The sequence below is a fragment of the Silvimonas soli genome (assembly GCF_030035605.1).
In the GTDB taxonomy this organism is placed as follows: Bacteria; Pseudomonadota; Gammaproteobacteria; order Burkholderiales; family Chitinibacteraceae; genus Silvimonas; species Silvimonas soli.
Genome location: NZ_CP106736.1, coordinates 2,585,128 through 2,601,989, shown reverse-complemented (window position 1 = coordinate 2,601,989; position 16,862 = coordinate 2,585,128). Strand labels below are relative to the sequence as shown.

The 16,862-nt window shown below is 57.1% G+C and carries 18 protein-coding genes; 10 read left to right on the top strand and 8 right to left on the bottom strand.

Annotation, left to right across the window (positions count from 1 at the left end):
• The first annotated feature begins 18 nt into the window (after positions 1-18).
• The 5 genes from N7220_RS11990 (at position 19) to lnt (ending at position 4,789) form a co-directional block, all read left to right on the top strand.
• Complete coding sequence (locus N7220_RS11990) at positions 19-669, top strand: UPF0149 family protein (protein WP_283147754.1); 651 nt, start codon at positions 19-21, stop codon at positions 667-669.
• Positions 670-833: 164 nt separating this feature from the next.
• Complete coding sequence (locus N7220_RS11985; RefSeq protein WP_390901583.1) at positions 834-1,862, top strand: PhoH family protein; 1,029 nt, start codon at positions 834-836, stop codon at positions 1,860-1,862.
• On the top strand, positions 1,859-2,341 hold the full coding sequence (gene ybeY / locus N7220_RS11980) for an rRNA maturation RNase YbeY (protein WP_283147752.1): 483 nt from the start codon (positions 1,859-1,861) through the stop codon (positions 2,339-2,341). Before N7220_RS11985 ends, ybeY begins: the two co-directional genes overlap by 4 nt.
• A 5-nt stretch (positions 2,342-2,346) precedes the next feature.
• The gene (locus N7220_RS11975; protein ID WP_283147751.1) at positions 2,347-3,213 is read left to right on the top strand and encodes a CorC family transporter; all 867 of its coding nucleotides are present in this window, start codon (positions 2,347-2,349) and stop codon (positions 3,211-3,213) included.
• Positions 3,214-3,310: 97 nt separating this feature from the next.
• Positions 3,311-4,789 (top strand): apolipoprotein N-acyltransferase, encoded by a 1,479-nt coding sequence (gene lnt / locus N7220_RS11970; RefSeq protein WP_283147750.1) that lies wholly within the window; start codon positions 3,311-3,313, stop codon positions 4,787-4,789.
• Here the strand turns inward: lnt and N7220_RS11965 are convergent.
• From N7220_RS11965 to N7220_RS11950, 4 genes are read right to left on the bottom strand one after another with little or no spacing between them, the layout of a single operon-like run.
• The gene (locus tag N7220_RS11965; protein WP_283147749.1) at positions 4,733-5,293 is read right to left on the bottom strand and encodes an RDD family protein; all 561 of its coding nucleotides are present in this window, start codon (positions 5,291-5,293) and stop codon (positions 4,733-4,735) included. The two genes, lnt and N7220_RS11965, sit on opposite strands and share 57 nt — an antisense overlap.
• Positions 5,293-5,709, bottom strand: a complete 417-nt coding sequence (locus N7220_RS11960; RefSeq protein WP_283147748.1) for a DUF3106 domain-containing protein — start codon at positions 5,707-5,709, stop codon at positions 5,293-5,295. The genes N7220_RS11965 and N7220_RS11960 overlap by 1 nt, the downstream gene beginning before the upstream one ends.
• Complete coding sequence (locus N7220_RS11955) at positions 5,676-6,083, bottom strand: DUF3619 family protein (RefSeq protein WP_283147747.1); 408 nt, start codon at positions 6,081-6,083, stop codon at positions 5,676-5,678. The genes N7220_RS11960 and N7220_RS11955 overlap by 34 nt, the downstream gene beginning before the upstream one ends.
• 1 nt (position 6,084) lies before the next feature.
• Positions 6,085-6,666, bottom strand: coding sequence for an RNA polymerase sigma factor (locus tag N7220_RS11950; RefSeq protein ID WP_283151439.1), 582 nt, complete (start codon positions 6,664-6,666; stop codon positions 6,085-6,087).
• A 666-nt stretch (positions 6,667-7,332) separates the two neighbouring features.
• Here N7220_RS11950 and ilvB point away from each other — a divergent pair.
• The 4 genes from ilvB (at position 7,333) to N7220_RS11930 (ending at position 11,433) form a co-directional block, all read left to right on the top strand.
• Positions 7,333-9,099 carry a biosynthetic-type acetolactate synthase large subunit gene (gene ilvB, locus N7220_RS11945; RefSeq protein ID WP_283147746.1) on the top strand — a complete coding sequence of 589 codons (1,767 nt, stop codon included), beginning with the start codon at positions 7,333-7,335 and terminating at the stop codon, positions 9,097-9,099.
• A 16-nt stretch (positions 9,100-9,115) separates the two neighbouring features.
• Complete coding sequence (gene ilvN, locus N7220_RS11940; RefSeq protein ID WP_283147745.1) at positions 9,116-9,607, top strand: acetolactate synthase small subunit; 492 nt, start codon at positions 9,116-9,118, stop codon at positions 9,605-9,607.
• An 80-nt stretch (positions 9,608-9,687) separates the two neighbouring features.
• Positions 9,688-10,704: a ketol-acid reductoisomerase gene (ilvC, locus tag N7220_RS11935; RefSeq protein ID WP_283147744.1), complete on the top strand. Its 1,017-nt coding sequence runs from the start codon at positions 9,688-9,690 to the stop codon at positions 10,702-10,704.
• A gap of 180 nt (positions 10,705-10,884) precedes the next feature.
• Positions 10,885-11,433 (top strand): hypothetical protein, encoded by a 549-nt coding sequence (locus N7220_RS11930; protein ID WP_283147743.1) that lies wholly within the window; start codon positions 10,885-10,887, stop codon positions 11,431-11,433.
• Between the two features lie 136 nt (positions 11,434-11,569).
• Here N7220_RS11930 and N7220_RS11925 read toward each other — a convergent pair whose 3' ends face one another.
• From N7220_RS11925 to N7220_RS11910, 4 genes are all read right to left on the bottom strand, one after another.
• Positions 11,570-12,151: an acetate uptake transporter gene (locus N7220_RS11925; RefSeq protein ID WP_283147742.1), complete on the bottom strand. Its 582-nt coding sequence runs from the start codon at positions 12,149-12,151 to the stop codon at positions 11,570-11,572.
• 151 nt (positions 12,152-12,302) lie between these two features.
• Positions 12,303-12,962, bottom strand: coding sequence for a PepSY-associated TM helix domain-containing protein (locus N7220_RS11920; RefSeq protein ID WP_283147741.1), 660 nt, complete (start codon positions 12,960-12,962; stop codon positions 12,303-12,305).
• Positions 12,959-13,648, bottom strand: coding sequence for a Fe2+-dependent dioxygenase (locus N7220_RS11915; RefSeq protein WP_283147740.1), 690 nt, complete (start codon positions 13,646-13,648; stop codon positions 12,959-12,961). The genes N7220_RS11920 and N7220_RS11915 overlap by 4 nt, the downstream gene beginning before the upstream one ends.
• An 80-nt stretch (positions 13,649-13,728) precedes the next feature.
• The gene (locus N7220_RS11910) at positions 13,729-15,897 is read right to left on the bottom strand and encodes a TonB-dependent receptor (protein WP_283147739.1); all 2,169 of its coding nucleotides are present in this window, start codon (positions 15,895-15,897) and stop codon (positions 13,729-13,731) included.
• A 279-nt stretch (positions 15,898-16,176) separates the two neighbouring features.
• Between N7220_RS11910 and N7220_RS11905 the strand changes: the two genes are divergently transcribed.
• A complete protein-coding gene (locus N7220_RS11905; RefSeq protein ID WP_283147738.1) occupies positions 16,177-16,824 on the top strand; it encodes an energy transducer TonB in 648 nt (215 codons plus the stop codon).
• Positions 16,825-16,862 lie beyond the last annotated feature (38 nt).

Here is a 16,862-nt window from a genome sequence, read left to right as displayed (position 1 = left end):
AATCAAGGAAAAACATCCATGCCCTCGCCCAAAGACAGCGAATTGCTTGCCACGCTCACCGAGGCGGAAGTCGAAGAACTGGCTACGTTTCTGGAATCTGACGCCGCGCCGATCCAGGCCATGGATATTTCCATGCTGCACGGTTTTCTGACCGCACAACTGGTCGGCCCGGAAGAACTCCCGCCAGACACCTGGTTTAGTCTGGTGTGGGGTGAGCACAATGAAAAGCCGCAGTGGGAAAGCCGCGCCCAGCAAGAGCGCATTGAAGGCCTGATCCTGCGTCTGTACAACCATCTAACCGATGAACTAAATGCTGAGCCGCCGTCATTCACGCCGCTGGTGTATCTGGATCAGGAACGCAATCTGGATATCGCCCAGCAATGGTGTTACGGCTTCATGCTGGGCACGTCGCTGAATCCACGTGGCTGGAAACCGTTCATGGATGATGAAGAAGCCATGCAACTGATCGCGCCGATTCTGGATTGCTCGGACGAAGATGCCCGCGCCGAAGCGGAAGCCGACGGCGAAGACCTGGCTCAGTTCGAACATGATCTGGCCGCTGCCCTGCCCGAAGTGATCCCGACCATTCGCGAATACTGGCTGGAACGCGCTGAAGCTGCGGCGGCACCGATCACGCCGCGCGGCGGCAAGCGCCCGACACACCACTAAGCGCGTACGATTTGCAGTTCTGAACAAGCAGCAGACTCGTATCGGGTCGCTGCTTGTTCTTGTTTTTTGCGGTACGGCCAGCATATGGTCAGAACGTGTTTGATCGTTTTGGCGACCTTGCGCAAGGTCGCAACCGGAAATGACTGCCCAAGGATGAATACCTCATTTTGAATACACAAACCGTCTCCTTCACGCCGGTCGACAATCGCCGCCTGGCCAATCTGTGTGGTGCGCTGGACGAAAATCTCAAGCAGATCGAAACCGCGCTGGATGTGACCATTGCCCGTCGCCAGGAAAACTTCAAGGTTTCCGGCCACGCCAAGCAGCTGGAACTGGCGATCACCGCGCTGGAACACTTCTACAACGAAGCAGACGATGTGCTGGAGCTGGATGACATCCAGCTAGGTTTGATCGAACTGACCAACCCATCGGTTTACGATGAAGCCAGTGAAGGCGTGTCGCAATTGCGTACGCGCCGCGCCGATCTGCGTGGCCGCACTCCGCGCCAGACGCAATACATCCGCGCCGTACAAGAGCACGACATCACCTTTGGTATCGGACCGGCTGGGACTGGCAAAACCTACCTGGCCGTCGCTTGTGCAGTAGATGCGCTGGAGCGTGACCTCGTCAAACGTCTGGTGCTGGTCCGTCCAGCGGTGGAGGCAGGCGAAAAGCTGGGCTTTCTGCCCGGCGATCTAGTGCAAAAGGTCGACCCTTATTTGCGCCCGCTGTATGACGCGCTGTATGACCTGATGGGCTTTGACAAAGTCACCAAGCTGTTCGAGAAAGGCATCATCGAGATCGCCCCACTGGCGTTCATGCGCGGCCGCACCCTCAATCACAGCTTTGTGATTCTGGACGAAGCGCAAAACAGTTCGCCCGAACAGATGAAGATGTTTCTGACGCGGATCGGGTTTGGCTCCAAAGCGGTCATCACCGGTGATCCAACCCAGATCGACTTGCCCAAGAATCAAAAGTCTGGCCTGGCCGACGCCCAGGAAGTGCTGGCCAGCGTGCGCGGCATTGCCCTGCACTATTTCACCTCGGCCGATGTGGTGCGCCACCCGCTGGTGCAGAAAATCGTCGATGCCTATGACCGCGCCGGCAAATTGCGTGATGCTGAAGCGGCTCAACGCAAAGCTGAACGTGAAGCGCAAAAACGCGCCGAGCACGCCCACAAAGAAATCGAATGAGCAAGAAACTGAAACTGGCGCTGCAGATTGAATCGCAAGCGGCCAATATCCCGGCCAAATCACTCTTGAAGACTTGGGCCGAAGCCGCGCTGCGACCCAATGTCAAACAAGCTGAAGTCACCGTGCGCGTGGTCGATGCAGAAGAAGGCCAGACCTTGAATCGCGAATATCGCGGCAAGGATTACGCCACCAACGTGCTCACCTTTACCTTCGATGAAGACGGCGACATGCCCGATATTCCCGGCCTGCCGCTGATGGGCGACCTGGTTTTGTGCGCGCCGGTGGTTGAACGCGAGGCCACCGAACAAGGCAAATCGCTCGAATCCCATTACTGCCACCTGCTGGTACACGGCTTGCTTCATCTACAGGGTTTTGATCACCTGGAAGACGAAGAGGCCGAAGAGATGGAAGCTCTGGAGACCCAGATTGTCATTTCTTTGGGTTATGATGACCCGTATCGCATGGACATGGAGCAGTAAACCTTATGGACGAGGCCTCACAGCCTACTTCGTCGCACAAGTCGTCCTGGCTTGAGCGACTGACCCACTTCCTGCTGCGTGAACCTGAAGACCGCGGCGAACTCGTAGAAATCCTCCATTCCGCTTTTGAGCGCCATCTGCTTGATGCCGATGCGCTGGCCATGATTGAAGGCGTGCTTAATGTCGGCGACATGCAAGTGCGCGACGTCATGGTGCCGCGCAGCCAGATGGACGTGATCGACATCTCTACCCCGCTGGATGAATTCGTTCCGTTTGTGATCGAAACCGCGCACTCGCGCTTTCCGGTCATTGATGGCGGTAAAGACAATGTGCTGGGCGTATTGCTGGCCAAAGATCTGCTGCGTTATTACGCGCTGGATGAAGAGTTCGATCTGCGCGACATGTTGCGTCCGGCGGTGTTTATCCCCGAATCCAAGCGCCTGAACGTGCTGCTGAAAGACTTTCGCAATAACCGTAATCACATGGCGATTGTGGTGGATGAATACGGCGGCGTGGCGGGCTTGGTGACCATTGAAGACGTCATGGAACAGATCGTTGGTGATATCGAAGACGAATACGACTACGACGAATCTGAAGACAATATCGTGCTGGACCGCAAAGGGCATTGGCGCGTTAAAGGTCTGACCGAGATCGAAGACCTGAACGAAGCGCTGGGCGCGGATTTCTCGGATGAAGAGTTCGATACGGTGGCGGGCCTGGTGACCAACAAGTTCGGTCACGTACCCAAGCGCGGCGAAACCATCGCTTTTGAGGGCTTTCGCTTTCAGATCGTGCGCGCCGACAGCCGTCGCGTGCATAGCGTGCTGATCGAGAAACTGCCTGAACTGATCCCCGTTACCGGCGACGACTAATCAAAGTAATACCGGCAATCTGCCTCATTGGCAGTTGGCCATATCAAACAGCACCACGACGCGCGCCTGAGCGCGTCGCTTCATTTAAAAGAACGACATGCGCTTTACCCCGGCCCGCTACGCTTCACCACTCCTGCTGACCGCTTGCGGCGCAATCAGCGTCTTTGCCTATGCCCCGGTTAACGCTTTTGCCTTGATGTGGCTGGCATTGGCAGCGCTGTTCCTGGTTGCCGGGAAAGCTGAAAATCCAAAGCGGGCGGCACTGCTGGGTTATGTGTGGGGGCTCGGCTATTTCTGCGCCAATATCTACTGGATCTTCATCAGCCTGCATACATTTGGTGGCATGCCAGCGTGGATGGCGGCTGGTTGCGTGTTTTTGCTGGCAGTTTATCTGGCCATCTTCCCGGCCTTGGGCGCCTGGCTAGGCCACAAGCTGGGCAATACTCGCTGCATCCGGGTCGGACTGACCTTACCCACGGCATTTGTTTTGACCGAATGGCTGCGTGGCTGGTTGTTTACCGGTTTTCCTTGGGCCACCGTCGGCACGTCACAGTTGCCGATGACGTCGATGGCGGGTTATGCGCCGATTCTGGGCGTGTATGGCATCAGCTTGATTCTGGCCTTGTCGCTTGGCGTGATCGCAGCACTCCCGCGCAATCCCAAAGCGTGGGGTGCAGTGGCATTCACCTGGCTGGCTGGCTGGGGTTTGACGCACGTGGAATGGACCCAACCCATCGGCAAGCCAGTGACAGTGAGTCTGGTGCAGGGCGCCATCCCGCAGGATGAGAAATGGGCGCAAGAGCATTATCTGGATAACCTGCGCATCTATTTGCGGTTAACGCGCCAGGCCAAGGGCGAGATTGTCATTCTGCCGGAAACGGCAATTCCGTCCTTCTTGTCGGACACGCCCGACTGGTATCTGGATTACCTGCGTGCTGCGGTTGCTCCACGGGCGCTGGTCACCGGCGTGCCACTCACCGGGCAGCATGTTGAGGAATACTACAACTCGGTGATGTTCCTGACCGACCCGAAAATGCCGACCTACAGCAAGCACCATCTGGTGCCGTTTGGCGAGTTTGTGCCGCTGCCGTGGCTGTTTGGCTGGATGTATCACTACCTGAACATGCCGTTGTCGGGGTTTACGCCTGGCGGCACCAAACAAGCGGCGTTTGCCATTGGCCCGACCACCCGCCTTGCTGCCAACATCTGCTACGAAGACGTGTATGGCCGCGAAATCATCCATGCACTGCCCGAAGCTACACTGCTGGTGAACGTATCAAACCTGGCCTGGTTTGATGGCTCCTGGGCGGCGTGGCAGCAAACCCAGATGTCACAGGCGCGAGCTCTGGAAACCGGCCGGATGATGCTGCGCGCGACCAACACCGGCATGACCGCGATCATTGATAACCACGGCAAGCTGGTGTCGGTACTGGCAGAAGGGAAACGCGGAATTCTGGAAGGCACTGCGCGCAATTATGTGGGGATGACACCCTATGCGCGCTGCAGTGACTGGCTGGCCTTAGGCTTGGGCGGGCTCTTGCTGGTTCTGGCGCGGTTTCTTCGGCGCAAACACTAAACGCGTACCTGCGAGGCGATCATGCAGAAACTGCTTGTCGCCATCGAACCACGCCCAGGCAAACGGGATTACGCACCACGCCAGCGACATTTGCGCCCATGGCAGCCATGAATGATCGACCCGGACTTCAACCCACAATGGCACGACCGGCGCAAAACAGATCAAACACACCAGAAAACGGATCGACACCGCGCGCCAGCTGAGCGGCCCGCCATCTTCGAGCGCTACCAGTTTAAGCCGCCAGGTTTTCATGGCCAGCGTCTGGCCGCCGCGCTTCCAGCACCAGGCAAAATAACCAAACATCACCACCAGCAGCCACCCAAACGACAGATTACGCGCCCATGGCAATTGGGAGATCTGGTCAACCGGCACTTGGGTCAGCAACTGGAATACACCCTGGAACAAGGCCCCTGCGAGCAGCAAGACGGGGATCAGCAACAGCAGTTCATACCACCAGGCGAAAAAGCGGCGCCACCAGCCGGCGCGATGTGCAAGCTCAGTCATTAACGCTTCTTGCCAGCGGCCGGGGCTGGTTGCTGCTGTTTAACGACAGAGGTTTGCTGGATGATCTGCTGGCGTTGTTCCGGTGTCATGGCTTTGAATTTTTTGTAGTTTTCGCGAGCGCGTTCGCGCTCTTCGTGACTCATGGTCGCCCAACGGCCAATGCGGTCACGCACGCGATCCTGCTGTTCTGGCGAAAGCGTGTCGTAGCGCTTGGCCACATGCAACAGCATGGTTTTGGAATCTTCCGGCAACTGGTCCCACTGCCCGGCGACGGGCGCCAGAACCTGACGTTGAGCCGCGTCCAGCCCTTGCCATTCAGCCGGGTCAGCCAACGCCAATCCAGGCAGCAACAAAGCGCCTAGCAGCAAAACATGGGCAATGATCAATCGCGGGCGGTAGATGGCGTATTGGTCCATTGCTCAAACCGGGTGTCAATAAAGGTGTCCAGCGGCACTTCGTCTGCCAGCAGTTGTACGTCTACCGCATGGTCAGCATCACCGAGCGCCTGGTTCTGCAGCTGCCACCAGCCACCCACGGCAATCGCCAAAACAAAAGCGGCGCCGGTCCCCCACGCTGCTGGATGCTCATGCCATTTTTCGGATAACCAGTGCGACATGCCAGCCAGGCGGGAAACCAGCACGGGGCGGCGCTGCAATTCGGCCGCGCGCGCAATCGCCTGGCGTCGGGCCGTGTTCAGCCGAGCCTGGGCATTTGCACTCACCGGCGCTTGATCCAGCACCGATTTCACTTTCAAACCGAATTCGCGTTCTTGCATAGACGGACGATCCATCTTATGTCCCTCCCCGTGTACCATACCAATCGATGCCTCGCCGCTGCAGCCAGATTGCCAGTGCATGCGTGGCGCGTGAGCAGTGCGTTTTGACACTGCCCTGCGAACATCCCATGGCAGCGGCGGTTTCTGCAACGTCCAGCTCTTCCCAGTAACGCAGCATGAAGGCCTCACGTTGACGTGCAGGCAATTGTGCCACCCCTTCTTCGATCAGAGCCATGGTGCGCGCCTGATCGTGCTCTTCTTCCGGGCTGGGTGCCTGCATGTCAGCGCCGAGCCATTCCATCGGGTCGCCGGCGTCGCCATCGTCGTCTTTGCTTTCGAAGGCAGAAAACAGCGTAACCCAGAAGCCACGCACCTTCTGGCGGCGGAAATGATCACGGATGGCATTTTGCAGTATGCGCTGAAACAGCATCGGCCACTCCTCCGGCGGGCGCGCATTATAGCGGTCGGCCAGACGCATCATGGCGTCTTGCACAATATCCAGGGCGGTGTCTTCGTCTTGCACGGCGTATTGCGCCTGCTTGAACGCGCGGCGCTCTACTTCGGCAAGAAATGCCGCCAGCTTTTCCGTTGCGTCCAGGTCAGTTTCTCCGTACAGGGCTCTTGGAAAGCCATCGAGGGGTTTGTCAGGTAGCCGCGAATGGTAGCAAAGCGCAGTAAGGATGTCCCTGATTATTTTAGCGATTTACATTCTGTAAAAAGCTTCGCGTATTGCATTACCAGCCAGGAATTACCACCCGAAAAACTTGCCAAGCGTTTTGGATTCCGGTAGGGTTTTGCGTTCTACACCAGTCAAGTAATAGCGTTCAGGCCTACTCAGCCTGCCCGCGCCGAACGGCAACCGCCAGCGCATTTATCATCTGGTCGTCACTTTGCGGGCCACAAGCCTTTGCATGTAGGGTTGCACAAACGGGTCACCCCCCTGGTCGAGAAGGAGAGCCACGCCGCACGCACAGACGTTTGCACACCATAGCAATCGTTTTCGTGTGCTTGAGCAAAGCTTCTTCGATACGACCCGGTTTTACCGTTTATGCAAGCTCTTTGACGGCGGCAAGCCCGGTACAGATCAATCAGGATCGCAATGCGTGTTCCCTGGAACATGGCATGGGCCTCAAGCCCGGCGGACGATTCGCGCTCTCATGTGCATGTTTTTGAACATGCGCCTTGCTGCATCCCGCTGCCATGCCCAAGTAGTCGACTCATTGCGTTCCCGATTCCGTTAACTCGTTAGCACAAAGGTTGACCCATGGAGATTTCGGGCGCTGAAATAATGGTGCGCTGTCTGCAGGAAGAAGGCGTTGAATTCGTCTTCGGCTATCCTGGCGGCGCTGTTCTGGAAATTTACGATGCCATCTTCCGCCAAGACGCATTCAAGCACGTGCTGGTCCGGCATGAGCAAGCTGCTGTCCACGCCGCTGATGCCTACTCGCGTTCCAGCGACAAGGTTGGCGTAGCGCTGGTCACCAGCGGCCCAGGCGCAACCAATGCGCTGACCGGCATCGCCACTGCTTATATGGACTCGATCCCGCTGGTGGTCATTTCTGGCCAGGTGGGTACCAATGCCATCGGCCTGGATGCCTTCCAGGAAGTGGACATGGTGGGTTGTTCGCGTCCTATCGTGAAACACAACTTCCTCGTGAAGGATGTGCGCGATCTGGCCGAAACCATCAAAAAAGCCTTCCACATTGCGGCAACCGGTCGACCGGGCCCGGTCGTCATCGACATCCCAAAAGATGTGTCGATGCTCAAGACGGAGTTCAAATACCCGGAATCGGTCACGATCCGCAGCTACAACCCGCCGACCAAGGGTCACCCGGGTCAGATCAAGAAAGCGGCACAGCTGATTGCTGAAGCCAAGCGGCCGTTCCTGTACGTGGGCGGTGGCGCCATTCAGGGCCGTGCCGCCAAAGAAGTCACCGAACTGGCCACGCTGCTGAATCTGCCGACGACCAACACACTGATGGGTCTAGGCGCCATTGACGGCACTCACCCCAACTTTGTTGGCATGCTGGGCATGCACGGTACGTATGAAGCCAATCTGGCCATGCAGTACTGTGACGTGCTGATCGCCGTTGGCGCACGCTTTGATGACCGCGTCATCTCGGTGCCGAACCAGTTCTTGTCCAACGCCAAGAAAATCATTCATATCGATGTGGACCCTTCCTCCATCGCCAAGCGCGTGAAGGTGGATATTCCTATCGTTGGTGATGTCAAACATGTTCTCACCGACATGCTGGCCTTGCTGCGCGAAACCGGCATCCGCCCGGCCGCCGAGCCGCTGGCAGACTGGTGGAAGCAGATCAATGAATGGCGCAAGCCCAACAGCTTGCTGTACACACCGTCGACCGAGGTCATCAAGCCACAGCACGTCATCCAGACCCTGTGGGATGTGACCCAGGGCAACGCGATTGTGACGTCCGACGTCGGCCAGCATCAGATGTGGGCGGCGCAGTATTACAAATTCCGTCGCCCCAAGCAGTGGATCAACTCCGGCGGTCTGGGCACGATGGGCTTTGGCTTGCCTGCCGCCATGGGCGCGCAACTGGCCAATCCGGACATGCAAGTTGCTTGCGTGACCGGCGAAGGCTCGATCCAGATGAACATTCAGGAACTCTCGACCTGCAAGCAGTACCACACGCCGGTCAAGGTGCTGAGCCTGAACAACCGTTATCTGGGCATGGTCCGTCAGTGGCAAGAGTTCTTCTACGGCACGCGTTATTCCGAGTCGTACATGGATGCACTGCCAGACTTCGTGAAGGTCGCCGAGGCCTACGGTCACGTTGGCTTCCTGGTTGAAAACCCGGCCGACGTTGAGCCGGTACTCAAGGAAGCCTTCAGCGCCAAGCTGAAAGATCGCCTGGTGTTTATCGACTTCCGTACCGATCAAACCGAAAACGTGTTCCCGATGGTGCAAAACGGGCGCGGGCTGAACCAGATGGATCTGCCCCCGCACATGGCCGGCATGCAGCAAGTGCCGTTTGAAAACAACCGTGACTACGGCAACTTGTGCTAAGGGAGTGAACGTGAACATGCGCCATATTCTGTCCACCCTCATCGAGAACGAAGCCGGGGCTTTGAGCCGGGTGACGGGCTTGTTTTCGGCCCGCGGTTATAACATCGACTCGCTTACCGTTCAGACCACTGAAGACCCGACACTGAGCCGCATGACGATTGTCACGCATGGCTCGGACGAAGTGATCGAGCAGATCACCAAGCAGCTGAACAAGCTGATTGAAGTGGTCAAGGTGATCGACTTGAATGAGTCCGAGCACATTGAGCGCGAGCTGATGCTGATCAAGGTCCGTGCCACCGGCAAAGATCGCGAAGAAATGAAACGGATGGCGGATATTTTCCGTGGCCGTATCATCGATGTGACCGAAAAGACCTACACGATTGAATTGACCGGCCCTGGTGAAAAGCTGGATGCTTTTATCAAGGCTCTGGATTCGGCCGTGATTCTGGAAACCGTGCGTACCGGCGCTTCTGGCATCGGTCGCGGTGAACGTATTCTTAAAATCTGATGATTTGTGAGGCTTGAGGTGTGCGGCATTGTGTCCGCCCCTTACCCCTCACTCCTTACACCTCACAGGAGTGATACCAAATGAAAGTTTATTACGATAAAGACGCTGACCTCTCCCTGATCAAGGGTAAACAAGTCACCATCGTTGGCTACGGCTCGCAAGGCCACGCCCACGCGCTGAACCTGAAAGACAGCGGCGTGAACGTGACCATCGGCCTGCGTAAAGGCGGCGCTTCGTGGTCCAAGGCAGAAAGCACCGGCTTCCCGGTTAAAGAAGTTGCCGAAGCCGTCAAGGGCGCGGATGTTGTCATGATTCTGCTGCCGGATGAAAACCAGCCAGACGTGTACAACAAAGATATCGCTCCGAACATCAAGCAAGGCGCTGCGCTGGCTTTCGCTCACGGTTTCAACATCCATTACAACCAGATCGTGCCGCGCGCTGACCTGGACGTCATCATGATCGCCCCGAAAGGCCCAGGCCACACCGTGCGTTCCGAGTACCTGAAGGGCGGTGGCGTACCTAGCCTGATCGCTGTGTACCAGGACAAGTCCGGCAAGGCCCGTGATGTCGCTCTGTCGTACTCTGCAGCCAACGGCGGCACCAAGGGCGGCGTGATCGAAACCAACTTCCGCGAAGAAACTGAAACCGACTTGTTCGGCGAACAAGCGGTGCTGTGTGGCGGCGCGGTGGAACTGGTGAAGGCTGGCTTCGAAACCCTGACCGAAGCGGGCTACGCTCCGGAAATGGCTTACTTTGAATGCCTGCACGAACTGAAGCTGATCGTTGATCTGATGTACGAAGGCGGCATCGCCAACATGAACTACTCGATCAGCAACAACGCCGAATACGGCGAATACCTGACCGGCCCGGAAGTCATCACCGCTGCTACCAAAGAAGCGATGAAGAAAGCGCTGTATCGCATCCAGTCCGGCGAATACGCCAAGCAGTTCATCCTGGAAGGCAAGACCAACTACCCAGGCATGACCGCTCGCCGTCGTCTGAACGCAGAACACCCAATCGAAAAGGTTGGTGCCCAACTGCGTGGCATGATGCCGTGGATCGCCAAGAACAAGCTGGTTGATCAGTCCAAGAACTAAGACTGTTTAATAGCTTGAATAAAAAGACCCGCTTTATGCGGGTCTTTTTATTTTCAGACTTTCTGCATCTTGATTAAAAGCGAGCGCAGCTTACATAGAACAACTGCCGTTAGCATCAATTTCTGCCAACGCTGTTCTGCATAAAATAGGACTTTCCCAAACCCCATGAACTCAAGACGTATGAAACCGCTTACCCCTCTCTTGCTGCTCACCTTGTTGACCCTGGGAGCCTGCGCCCAGATATCCAATCCCCGCTTTCTGGTGAGCGCATACAAAGAACCTGAGAGTGGTGATCGCGCCCGTTTACGCACGGTAACCGGTGGCGTCGTGCGACTTATACCAAACCGCGCATGCCATGACGAATATGCTGGAGGAGGTATCGTGGCCAACAACGCTTTCACCGGCTTGTCTGATAGTCATCTTAATGGCCAAAAACTGGGCATGTCCGGTGATGCAACCGCCAAATATCAAGCGGTATCAGAAGTTTATATTCCGGCTGGGCAACCTATAGACGTGAGTTTCATGTCCCAGCAAGGCGCAGGCAAGCAAGCCACCGCTGCCGTTGATACTTTTGTTTGCAATACAGACTGGACCTTCGTGCCAGAAGCAAACAAAGATTACGAAACCCGCAGCTATCAGGATGGAAAGATGTGTTACCTGGCCGTCACCACTCTTGAGGGCATACTGATTGGGCAACCCGCGCTCAAAGGGCCTTGCCCAGCTCCGTAGCCCGGATGAGCGCAGCGGGAATCCGGGATAGGAATGCATCAACCCACAACCTGCGTTCGATCTTGCCAACATTGCCCCCGGATTCCCGCCCTGCGGGCTTCATCCGGGCTACGGAATAACCTGGCCGTTCGGCGAATCAGGCTGCCTTTTCGCCCAGCGGCAACATCACACGCCCGTGGGTTTCGTTCAGCACCTGCGCCAGTGCGGCGTAGATGGCAGAGAAGCCACAGAAGATGCCTTCCCAGCCTGCGATCTGGCCAATGGTTGCGGAACCCAAGCCGTCACCCAGCGCCAGCAACGCGAACAGAATGGTGAGCGAGCCGAACACCACTTGCAGGGCACGGTTGAGTGCCAGCGTGCCAATGAACATCACGCCAGTGAACAAGCCCCACATCACAAAGTACGAAACCATAGCGCCCGTGGCAGCGGGTGTCCCCATACCCATTTTCGGCAACAGCAACAACGCCACCAGCGATAACCAGAACAGACCGTACGAGGTGAATGCGGTACAGGCGAAGGTATTGCCCTTCTTCCACTCCATGATGCCGGCGATGATCTGCGCCACGCCGCCATAGCACAGGCCCATGGCCAGGATCATGGCGTTGAATTCAAACAAACCCGCGTTGTGCAGGTTGAGCAATACGGTGGTCATGCCGAAACCCAACAACCCAAGAGGTGCGGGGTTGGCGGTATGGTCGTTGCCGTGAGTGGCAGACATGGTGCAATCCTTGGGAAGTCAGTAAATGGCTTGCGAATGCGCAAAGGGCGGCCATTTTGCAATGCCGCCCTTTGGTCCTGACTCCGATTGCATCAACAGTCGGCGATGTCGCCCATGTCAAATGCTGGTGTTATTGCCATTCGTGCCAGCCTTACGACAGCACCGACCAGCAGCCCCAGGCAATGGCACCACCAATCAATCCGAGCGCAGCCAGGCGCGGGCCGTGCAAACGGCTCCACAACAGAAAGCCGGTGATGCACAGGGTGATCAAGGCACCGGCCAGGGTATCGACCAGCAGAATCCAGCCCACACCCGCGCCGACGCCTTTATGCAGATTGGTAATCACGCCCCAGAAATTGGTCTCGCTGCGTTTTACCTCTACCAGCTTGTTGCCTTCGGTATAGGTAGCGCTCACCGAGAAATTCGGCTTGGCCAGCGTCACCGACCACTCCGCCGGTTTTTGCACTGGTTTCTCGTTCCAGATCACTTCTTTTGCTGGTGTGACTTTGGTGCGCGGATGCCCTTTGATGCCGGTGTATTCGCTGAACCACTTGGCAAAGTCTTTGGGATCATCGTGCGCGTCATCGGGGATGGCGATCTGCACTGTGCTTTCCACCGGGGTGACGGCGTTGATCTTCAGTTGCGCACGGTGGTTAAGCACAAAGCCCGACACGCCAAACATCAGCCCCAGCGCGGCGCCCCACAAGCCCAGCCAGGCATGCACCCGCTTGAGCCATTTCAGAAAATTGCCGGTACGCAGGCGGTCGGGCAGAAATCCTTTATGGTTTTCGGCCAGTAAACTGTTAATCATGTGTTTCCCCACATTCGGAGCAGGTTGTGATAGTTGCCAATTAGCGTCGTGCGGGCGCTTTGATCGGCGTTGGTTTGATTGAGCGTCTGGATGGCATTGTCCAGGTCAAACAACAAGGTGCGCTGGGCGTCGTCGCGAACCATGCTTTGTATCCAGAAAAAGCTGGCCAGCCGGGTGCCGCGCGTTACCGGTGTGACCCGATGCAGGCTGGTTGCCGGGTAGATAATCATGTCGCCCGCAGCCAGCTTGACGGAGTGCGAACCGTAGTTGTCTTCAATCTGCAGTTCGCCACCGTCGTATTCATGCGGCTCCGCCAGAAACAGCGTGGCGGAGATATCCGTACGCAGTTTGCGGCCACCGCTACCCGGGATAATGCGGATAGAGCCATCGACGTGACTGCCAAACGTCATGCCTTCGCCGTAACGATTGAACATGGGTGGGTAGATCACGTCGGGCAGACAGGCGCTGATAAAGCGTGGATTACGCTCAAGCGCAGACAAAATCAGATCGCCCAGTTCGCGTGCAACCGGCGACATCTCGTCAATCTGCTGATTCTGTTTAACCGGTGCGCCCTGATAACCCGCCGTCACCCGGCCATCCACCCACGCGGCACCGGCGTTTTCCAGTGCAGCTCGGGCCAGCCGTAGTTGTTCAGCGTTCAGCACTTGAGGAATTCGGACCAGCATGTTGTTCCTTGTTCAATCTCTGGATGCATTGCGCCGCCCTGATGGCCATGCATCAAGGCGGCGCAACAATCTTCAGGCCTTTAGATGTGATAACCCAGCGTCACCAGTACAGTGCGGGAGATCCCCGGTGTAGCGCGGCCACCGTCTGAGGCAATCACCGAGTCGTAGTAGTACTTGTCGGTCAGATTCAGCAGGTTTACGCGCACGTCGTAGTTCTTCTGGTGATACGCCGCGGTGGCATCCCAGCGGGTGTAACCAGGCACCGAGACGATGTTGTTATTGGCCGCATAACGCGAAGACATCGTTACAAAGCCACCGCCCACTTCCCAGTCGTGAGTGATGTTGTAGGTCGACCACAGCGTGGCGGTGTTCTTCGGCGTATTGGCCAGCGTATTGCCGGTGGTGCCGTCGAGCGCGCTTTCTACCGTGCCATCCAGGTAGGTGTAGCCCGCGAACACTTGCCACTGTTTGGTGATCCGGCCGGCAATGCCGACTTCAAAACCTTGCACCTGCACGTCGCCATCCAGTTGGTACAAACCGGTGGTGGCGTCTTGGGTGCGGGCATTGGTTTTCTGTACGCGGAACAAGGCCGAGTTCACCGACAAATCGCCCGCCAGGAAGTCCCACTTGCCGCCCACTTCATAAGAGCGGTTTTTTTCCGGGTCCAGGTTTTGGGTGCCGTTCGTGACCGTCAAAGCCTCTAGCGAGGGATTAAACGAGGTGCCGTAGCTGATGTAGTACGACTGGTTGTCGGTCGGCTGGTAAATCAAGCCGGCACGCACGCTGGTGAAGGTCGTGTCGTTACTGGCCGACAGCGGCAAGCTGATGCTGTTCTTGATCTCGCCATCAAAGCGATCCCAACGCAGGCCAGCCACGGCTTTCCACTCTTTGGTGATCTCAACCGTGTCGTTGGCATAAAACGCCAGCGTGTTAGCGGTCGACTCAGCAAAGTTGCCCTTGGTGCTAACCGAATTGGCCGGGCTCGACAAATGCGCCGGGTCCATCAACGAGACAATCGGCAGGTTGTTGCGCGAGTAGGTCTGGTTCTCGTATTTGTCGTAGCCGATTTCTGCGCCAGCCAATACGGTGTGTTTGATGCTGCCGGTATTGGTTTTCCAGATCAGATCGGTCTGGTTGTAAATCGATTCGTCCGTAATGTCGCGGTCATGGCTGGCCAGTTGCACGCGCAGCAAATCTTGCGGCAAGGTGGTTGGGTTGCCCTTGGTGCGATCCAGCGCGACGCCTGCAGGTGTCACCACGGTGCTCAATGCGGTTTCGCGCGCATCGGTGGTGTAGTGGCTGTACTGCGTGTTGTTGCGCAGGGTCAGACTGTCGTTGAACTTGTGCTCGATGTTGGCGCTGACGGTGGCTACGTCTTGCACGGTACGGTCATCGGTCAGGCCGTAGAAGTTGCTTTGGTCAACATTGGCCGGGCGCTTGTTGACGGTGGGTACACCGTAATCCGGCATATCGTTGTTATGTTGCAGCAACGCCGACAGGGTAATGGTGGTCGGCTCGCCAATGCCAAACGTCACCGACGGCGCAATGCCGATATCCTGGTTGTTGATGACATCACGGCTGGAATGCTGATCTTGCGCCATGCCTTCGATCCGCCAGGCCGCGGTATCGTTGATGGCGTGGCCGACATCAAAAGTGGTGCGATAGCGGTCATCTGTGCCCACGGTGACGTTGACTTCGCCCACCTGTGCCAGTTGCGGCTTCTTGCTGACCTGGTTGATCACACCACCGGTCGAGCCTCGGCCGAACAGCATGGATGACGGGCCTTTGAGCACCTCAACCGAATCCAGATAGAACGTGTCGCGATAGTACTGACCGCGATCACGCACGCCATCCAGATAAATATCCGTACGCGCCGAAAAACCACGCAGATTGATGTTGTTACCAATCTGGCCGCCTTCCGCGCCGCCAATGGTAATGCCGGGCACATTGCGCAGCGCATCAGTCAGCGACGCAGCACCCTGGGCGTCCATTACCGCGCGATTCACCACCGTTACCGTTTGCGGAATATCGCGAATTGCCGTTGGCACCTTGCCGCCCACAGTGCTGACGCCGGGGTTGTAATCGGTGCGGGCCTCGTCACGGTCCGCCGTGGCGTTAACGTTGACCGATGGCAGTGCTTGTTCGGATGCAGCAGGTTTAGTGGTCGAGGTGATGTCATCTGCATAGGCAAAAGACGCAGTGAATGCCGCCGCGAGCAAGGCAGCGAGTGGCTTTTTGGCCAAAGGCATGAGGGATGTCTCCGAGGGAATGATCTGGCTGTTTTGTGGCGTTTACCGCCTGTTTTATTTCCGCCCGCCATGTCACCCCGGAAGTCCTGAACAAACCAGACTGCGATCTGAACGAGTGACTGATCGCCCGCTGTCTTTGCAGCTTTAAGGCAGATCAAGACCAGCACCGAAGCTGGCAAGCGGATTTAATTTCGTTTCGCTTGCAATTTCTTTGCAAATGCGAAGGGTTATCATTATCATATGCCTCTTCGAATAAATGCAAGTAATTCTCATTTAGATATGAATCGCAACCAGGCAACACGACTGGGGCTGGTAACCGGAGCACACGTGCTATTGATTGGTGCGCTGCTGCATACGGTGCAAACGCAACCGCCGCAGCCTCCCAAAGAAATTACGGTGACTCTGGAAACCCCGGCACCGTTGCCTGTGGTCGCCCCACCCACGCCCAAACAACAAGTTCAGCCCAAGCCGCAGCCTGTGGTGAAACAGCCTCCAGTGCCCAAGCCGCTGCCGCCGATTCCGGTCGCCAAACCGAACCAGGTTGCGACTGAACCGCCAGTGCATGAAATCAAACCAGCACCCGAGGCGCCACCACCGGCCGAGCCCAAACCAGCGCCAGCAGCGCCTGCACCGGCGGCGATCTCGCAACCGCGAGTCGATGCCGCCGCCACCGGCAACATGAAGCCGCCCTATCCGACCATTTCCCGCAAATTGGGCGAAGAAGGCCGCGTGTTGCTAGAGGTCTATATCCAGGCCGACGGCACGGTGGGCGATATCAAGCTCAAGCAAAGCAGCGGTTTTGGCCGGCTGGACAGCTCCGCGCTGGAAACCGTTCGCAAATGGAAATTCACGCCAGCCAGACAAGGCGGCCAGCCGATTGCCATGTGGTACGTGCAGCCGGTGACGTTCTCGCTTAACGCGCCTTGATCCACAAACTTCACACCAAAGACAAAACACGCTGTGGC

Bases quoted from the DNA above. Each gene is read 5' to 3' on its own strand.
- N7220_RS11920 (WP_283147741.1), bottom strand. From the start codon at position 12,962: ATGATTAACAGTTTACTGGCCGAAAACCATAAAGGATTTCTGCCCGAC.
- N7220_RS11905 (WP_283147738.1), top strand. From the start codon at position 16,177: ATGAATCGCAACCAGGCAACACGACTGGGGCTGGTAACCGGAGCACAC.
- N7220_RS11960 (WP_283147748.1), bottom strand. From the start codon at position 5,709: ATGGACCAATACGCCATCTACCGCCCGCGATTGATCATTGCCCATGTT.
- N7220_RS11915 (WP_283147740.1), bottom strand. From the start codon at position 13,648: ATGCTGGTCCGAATTCCTCAAGTGCTGAACGCTGAACAACTACGGCTG.
- N7220_RS11990 (WP_283147754.1), top strand. From the start codon at position 19: ATGCCCTCGCCCAAAGACAGCGAATTGCTTGCCACGCTCACCGAGGCG.
- N7220_RS11955 (WP_283147747.1), bottom strand. From the start codon at position 6,083: ATGGATCGTCCGTCTATGCAAGAACGCGAATTCGGTTTGAAAGTGAAA.
- N7220_RS11925 (WP_283147742.1), bottom strand. From the start codon at position 12,151: ATGTCTGCCACTCACGGCAACGACCATACCGCCAACCCCGCACCTCTT.
- N7220_RS11930 (WP_283147743.1), top strand. From the start codon at position 10,885: ATGAAACCGCTTACCCCTCTCTTGCTGCTCACCTTGTTGACCCTGGGA.
- N7220_RS11965 (WP_283147749.1), bottom strand. From the start codon at position 5,293: ATGACTGAGCTTGCACATCGCGCCGGCTGGTGGCGCCGCTTTTTCGCC.
- ilvN (WP_283147745.1), top strand. From the start codon at position 9,116: ATGCGCCATATTCTGTCCACCCTCATCGAGAACGAAGCCGGGGCTTTG.
- N7220_RS11975 (WP_283147751.1), top strand. From the start codon at position 2,347: ATGGACGAGGCCTCACAGCCTACTTCGTCGCACAAGTCGTCCTGGCTT.
- ilvC (WP_283147744.1), top strand. From the start codon at position 9,688: ATGAAAGTTTATTACGATAAAGACGCTGACCTCTCCCTGATCAAGGGT.
- lnt (WP_283147750.1), top strand. From the start codon at position 3,311: ATGCGCTTTACCCCGGCCCGCTACGCTTCACCACTCCTGCTGACCGCT.
- ilvB (WP_283147746.1), top strand. From the start codon at position 7,333: ATGGAGATTTCGGGCGCTGAAATAATGGTGCGCTGTCTGCAGGAAGAA.
- ybeY (WP_283147752.1), top strand. From the start codon at position 1,859: ATGAGCAAGAAACTGAAACTGGCGCTGCAGATTGAATCGCAAGCGGCC.
- N7220_RS11910 (WP_283147739.1), bottom strand. From the start codon at position 15,897: ATGCCTTTGGCCAAAAAGCCACTCGCTGCCTTGCTCGCGGCGGCATTC.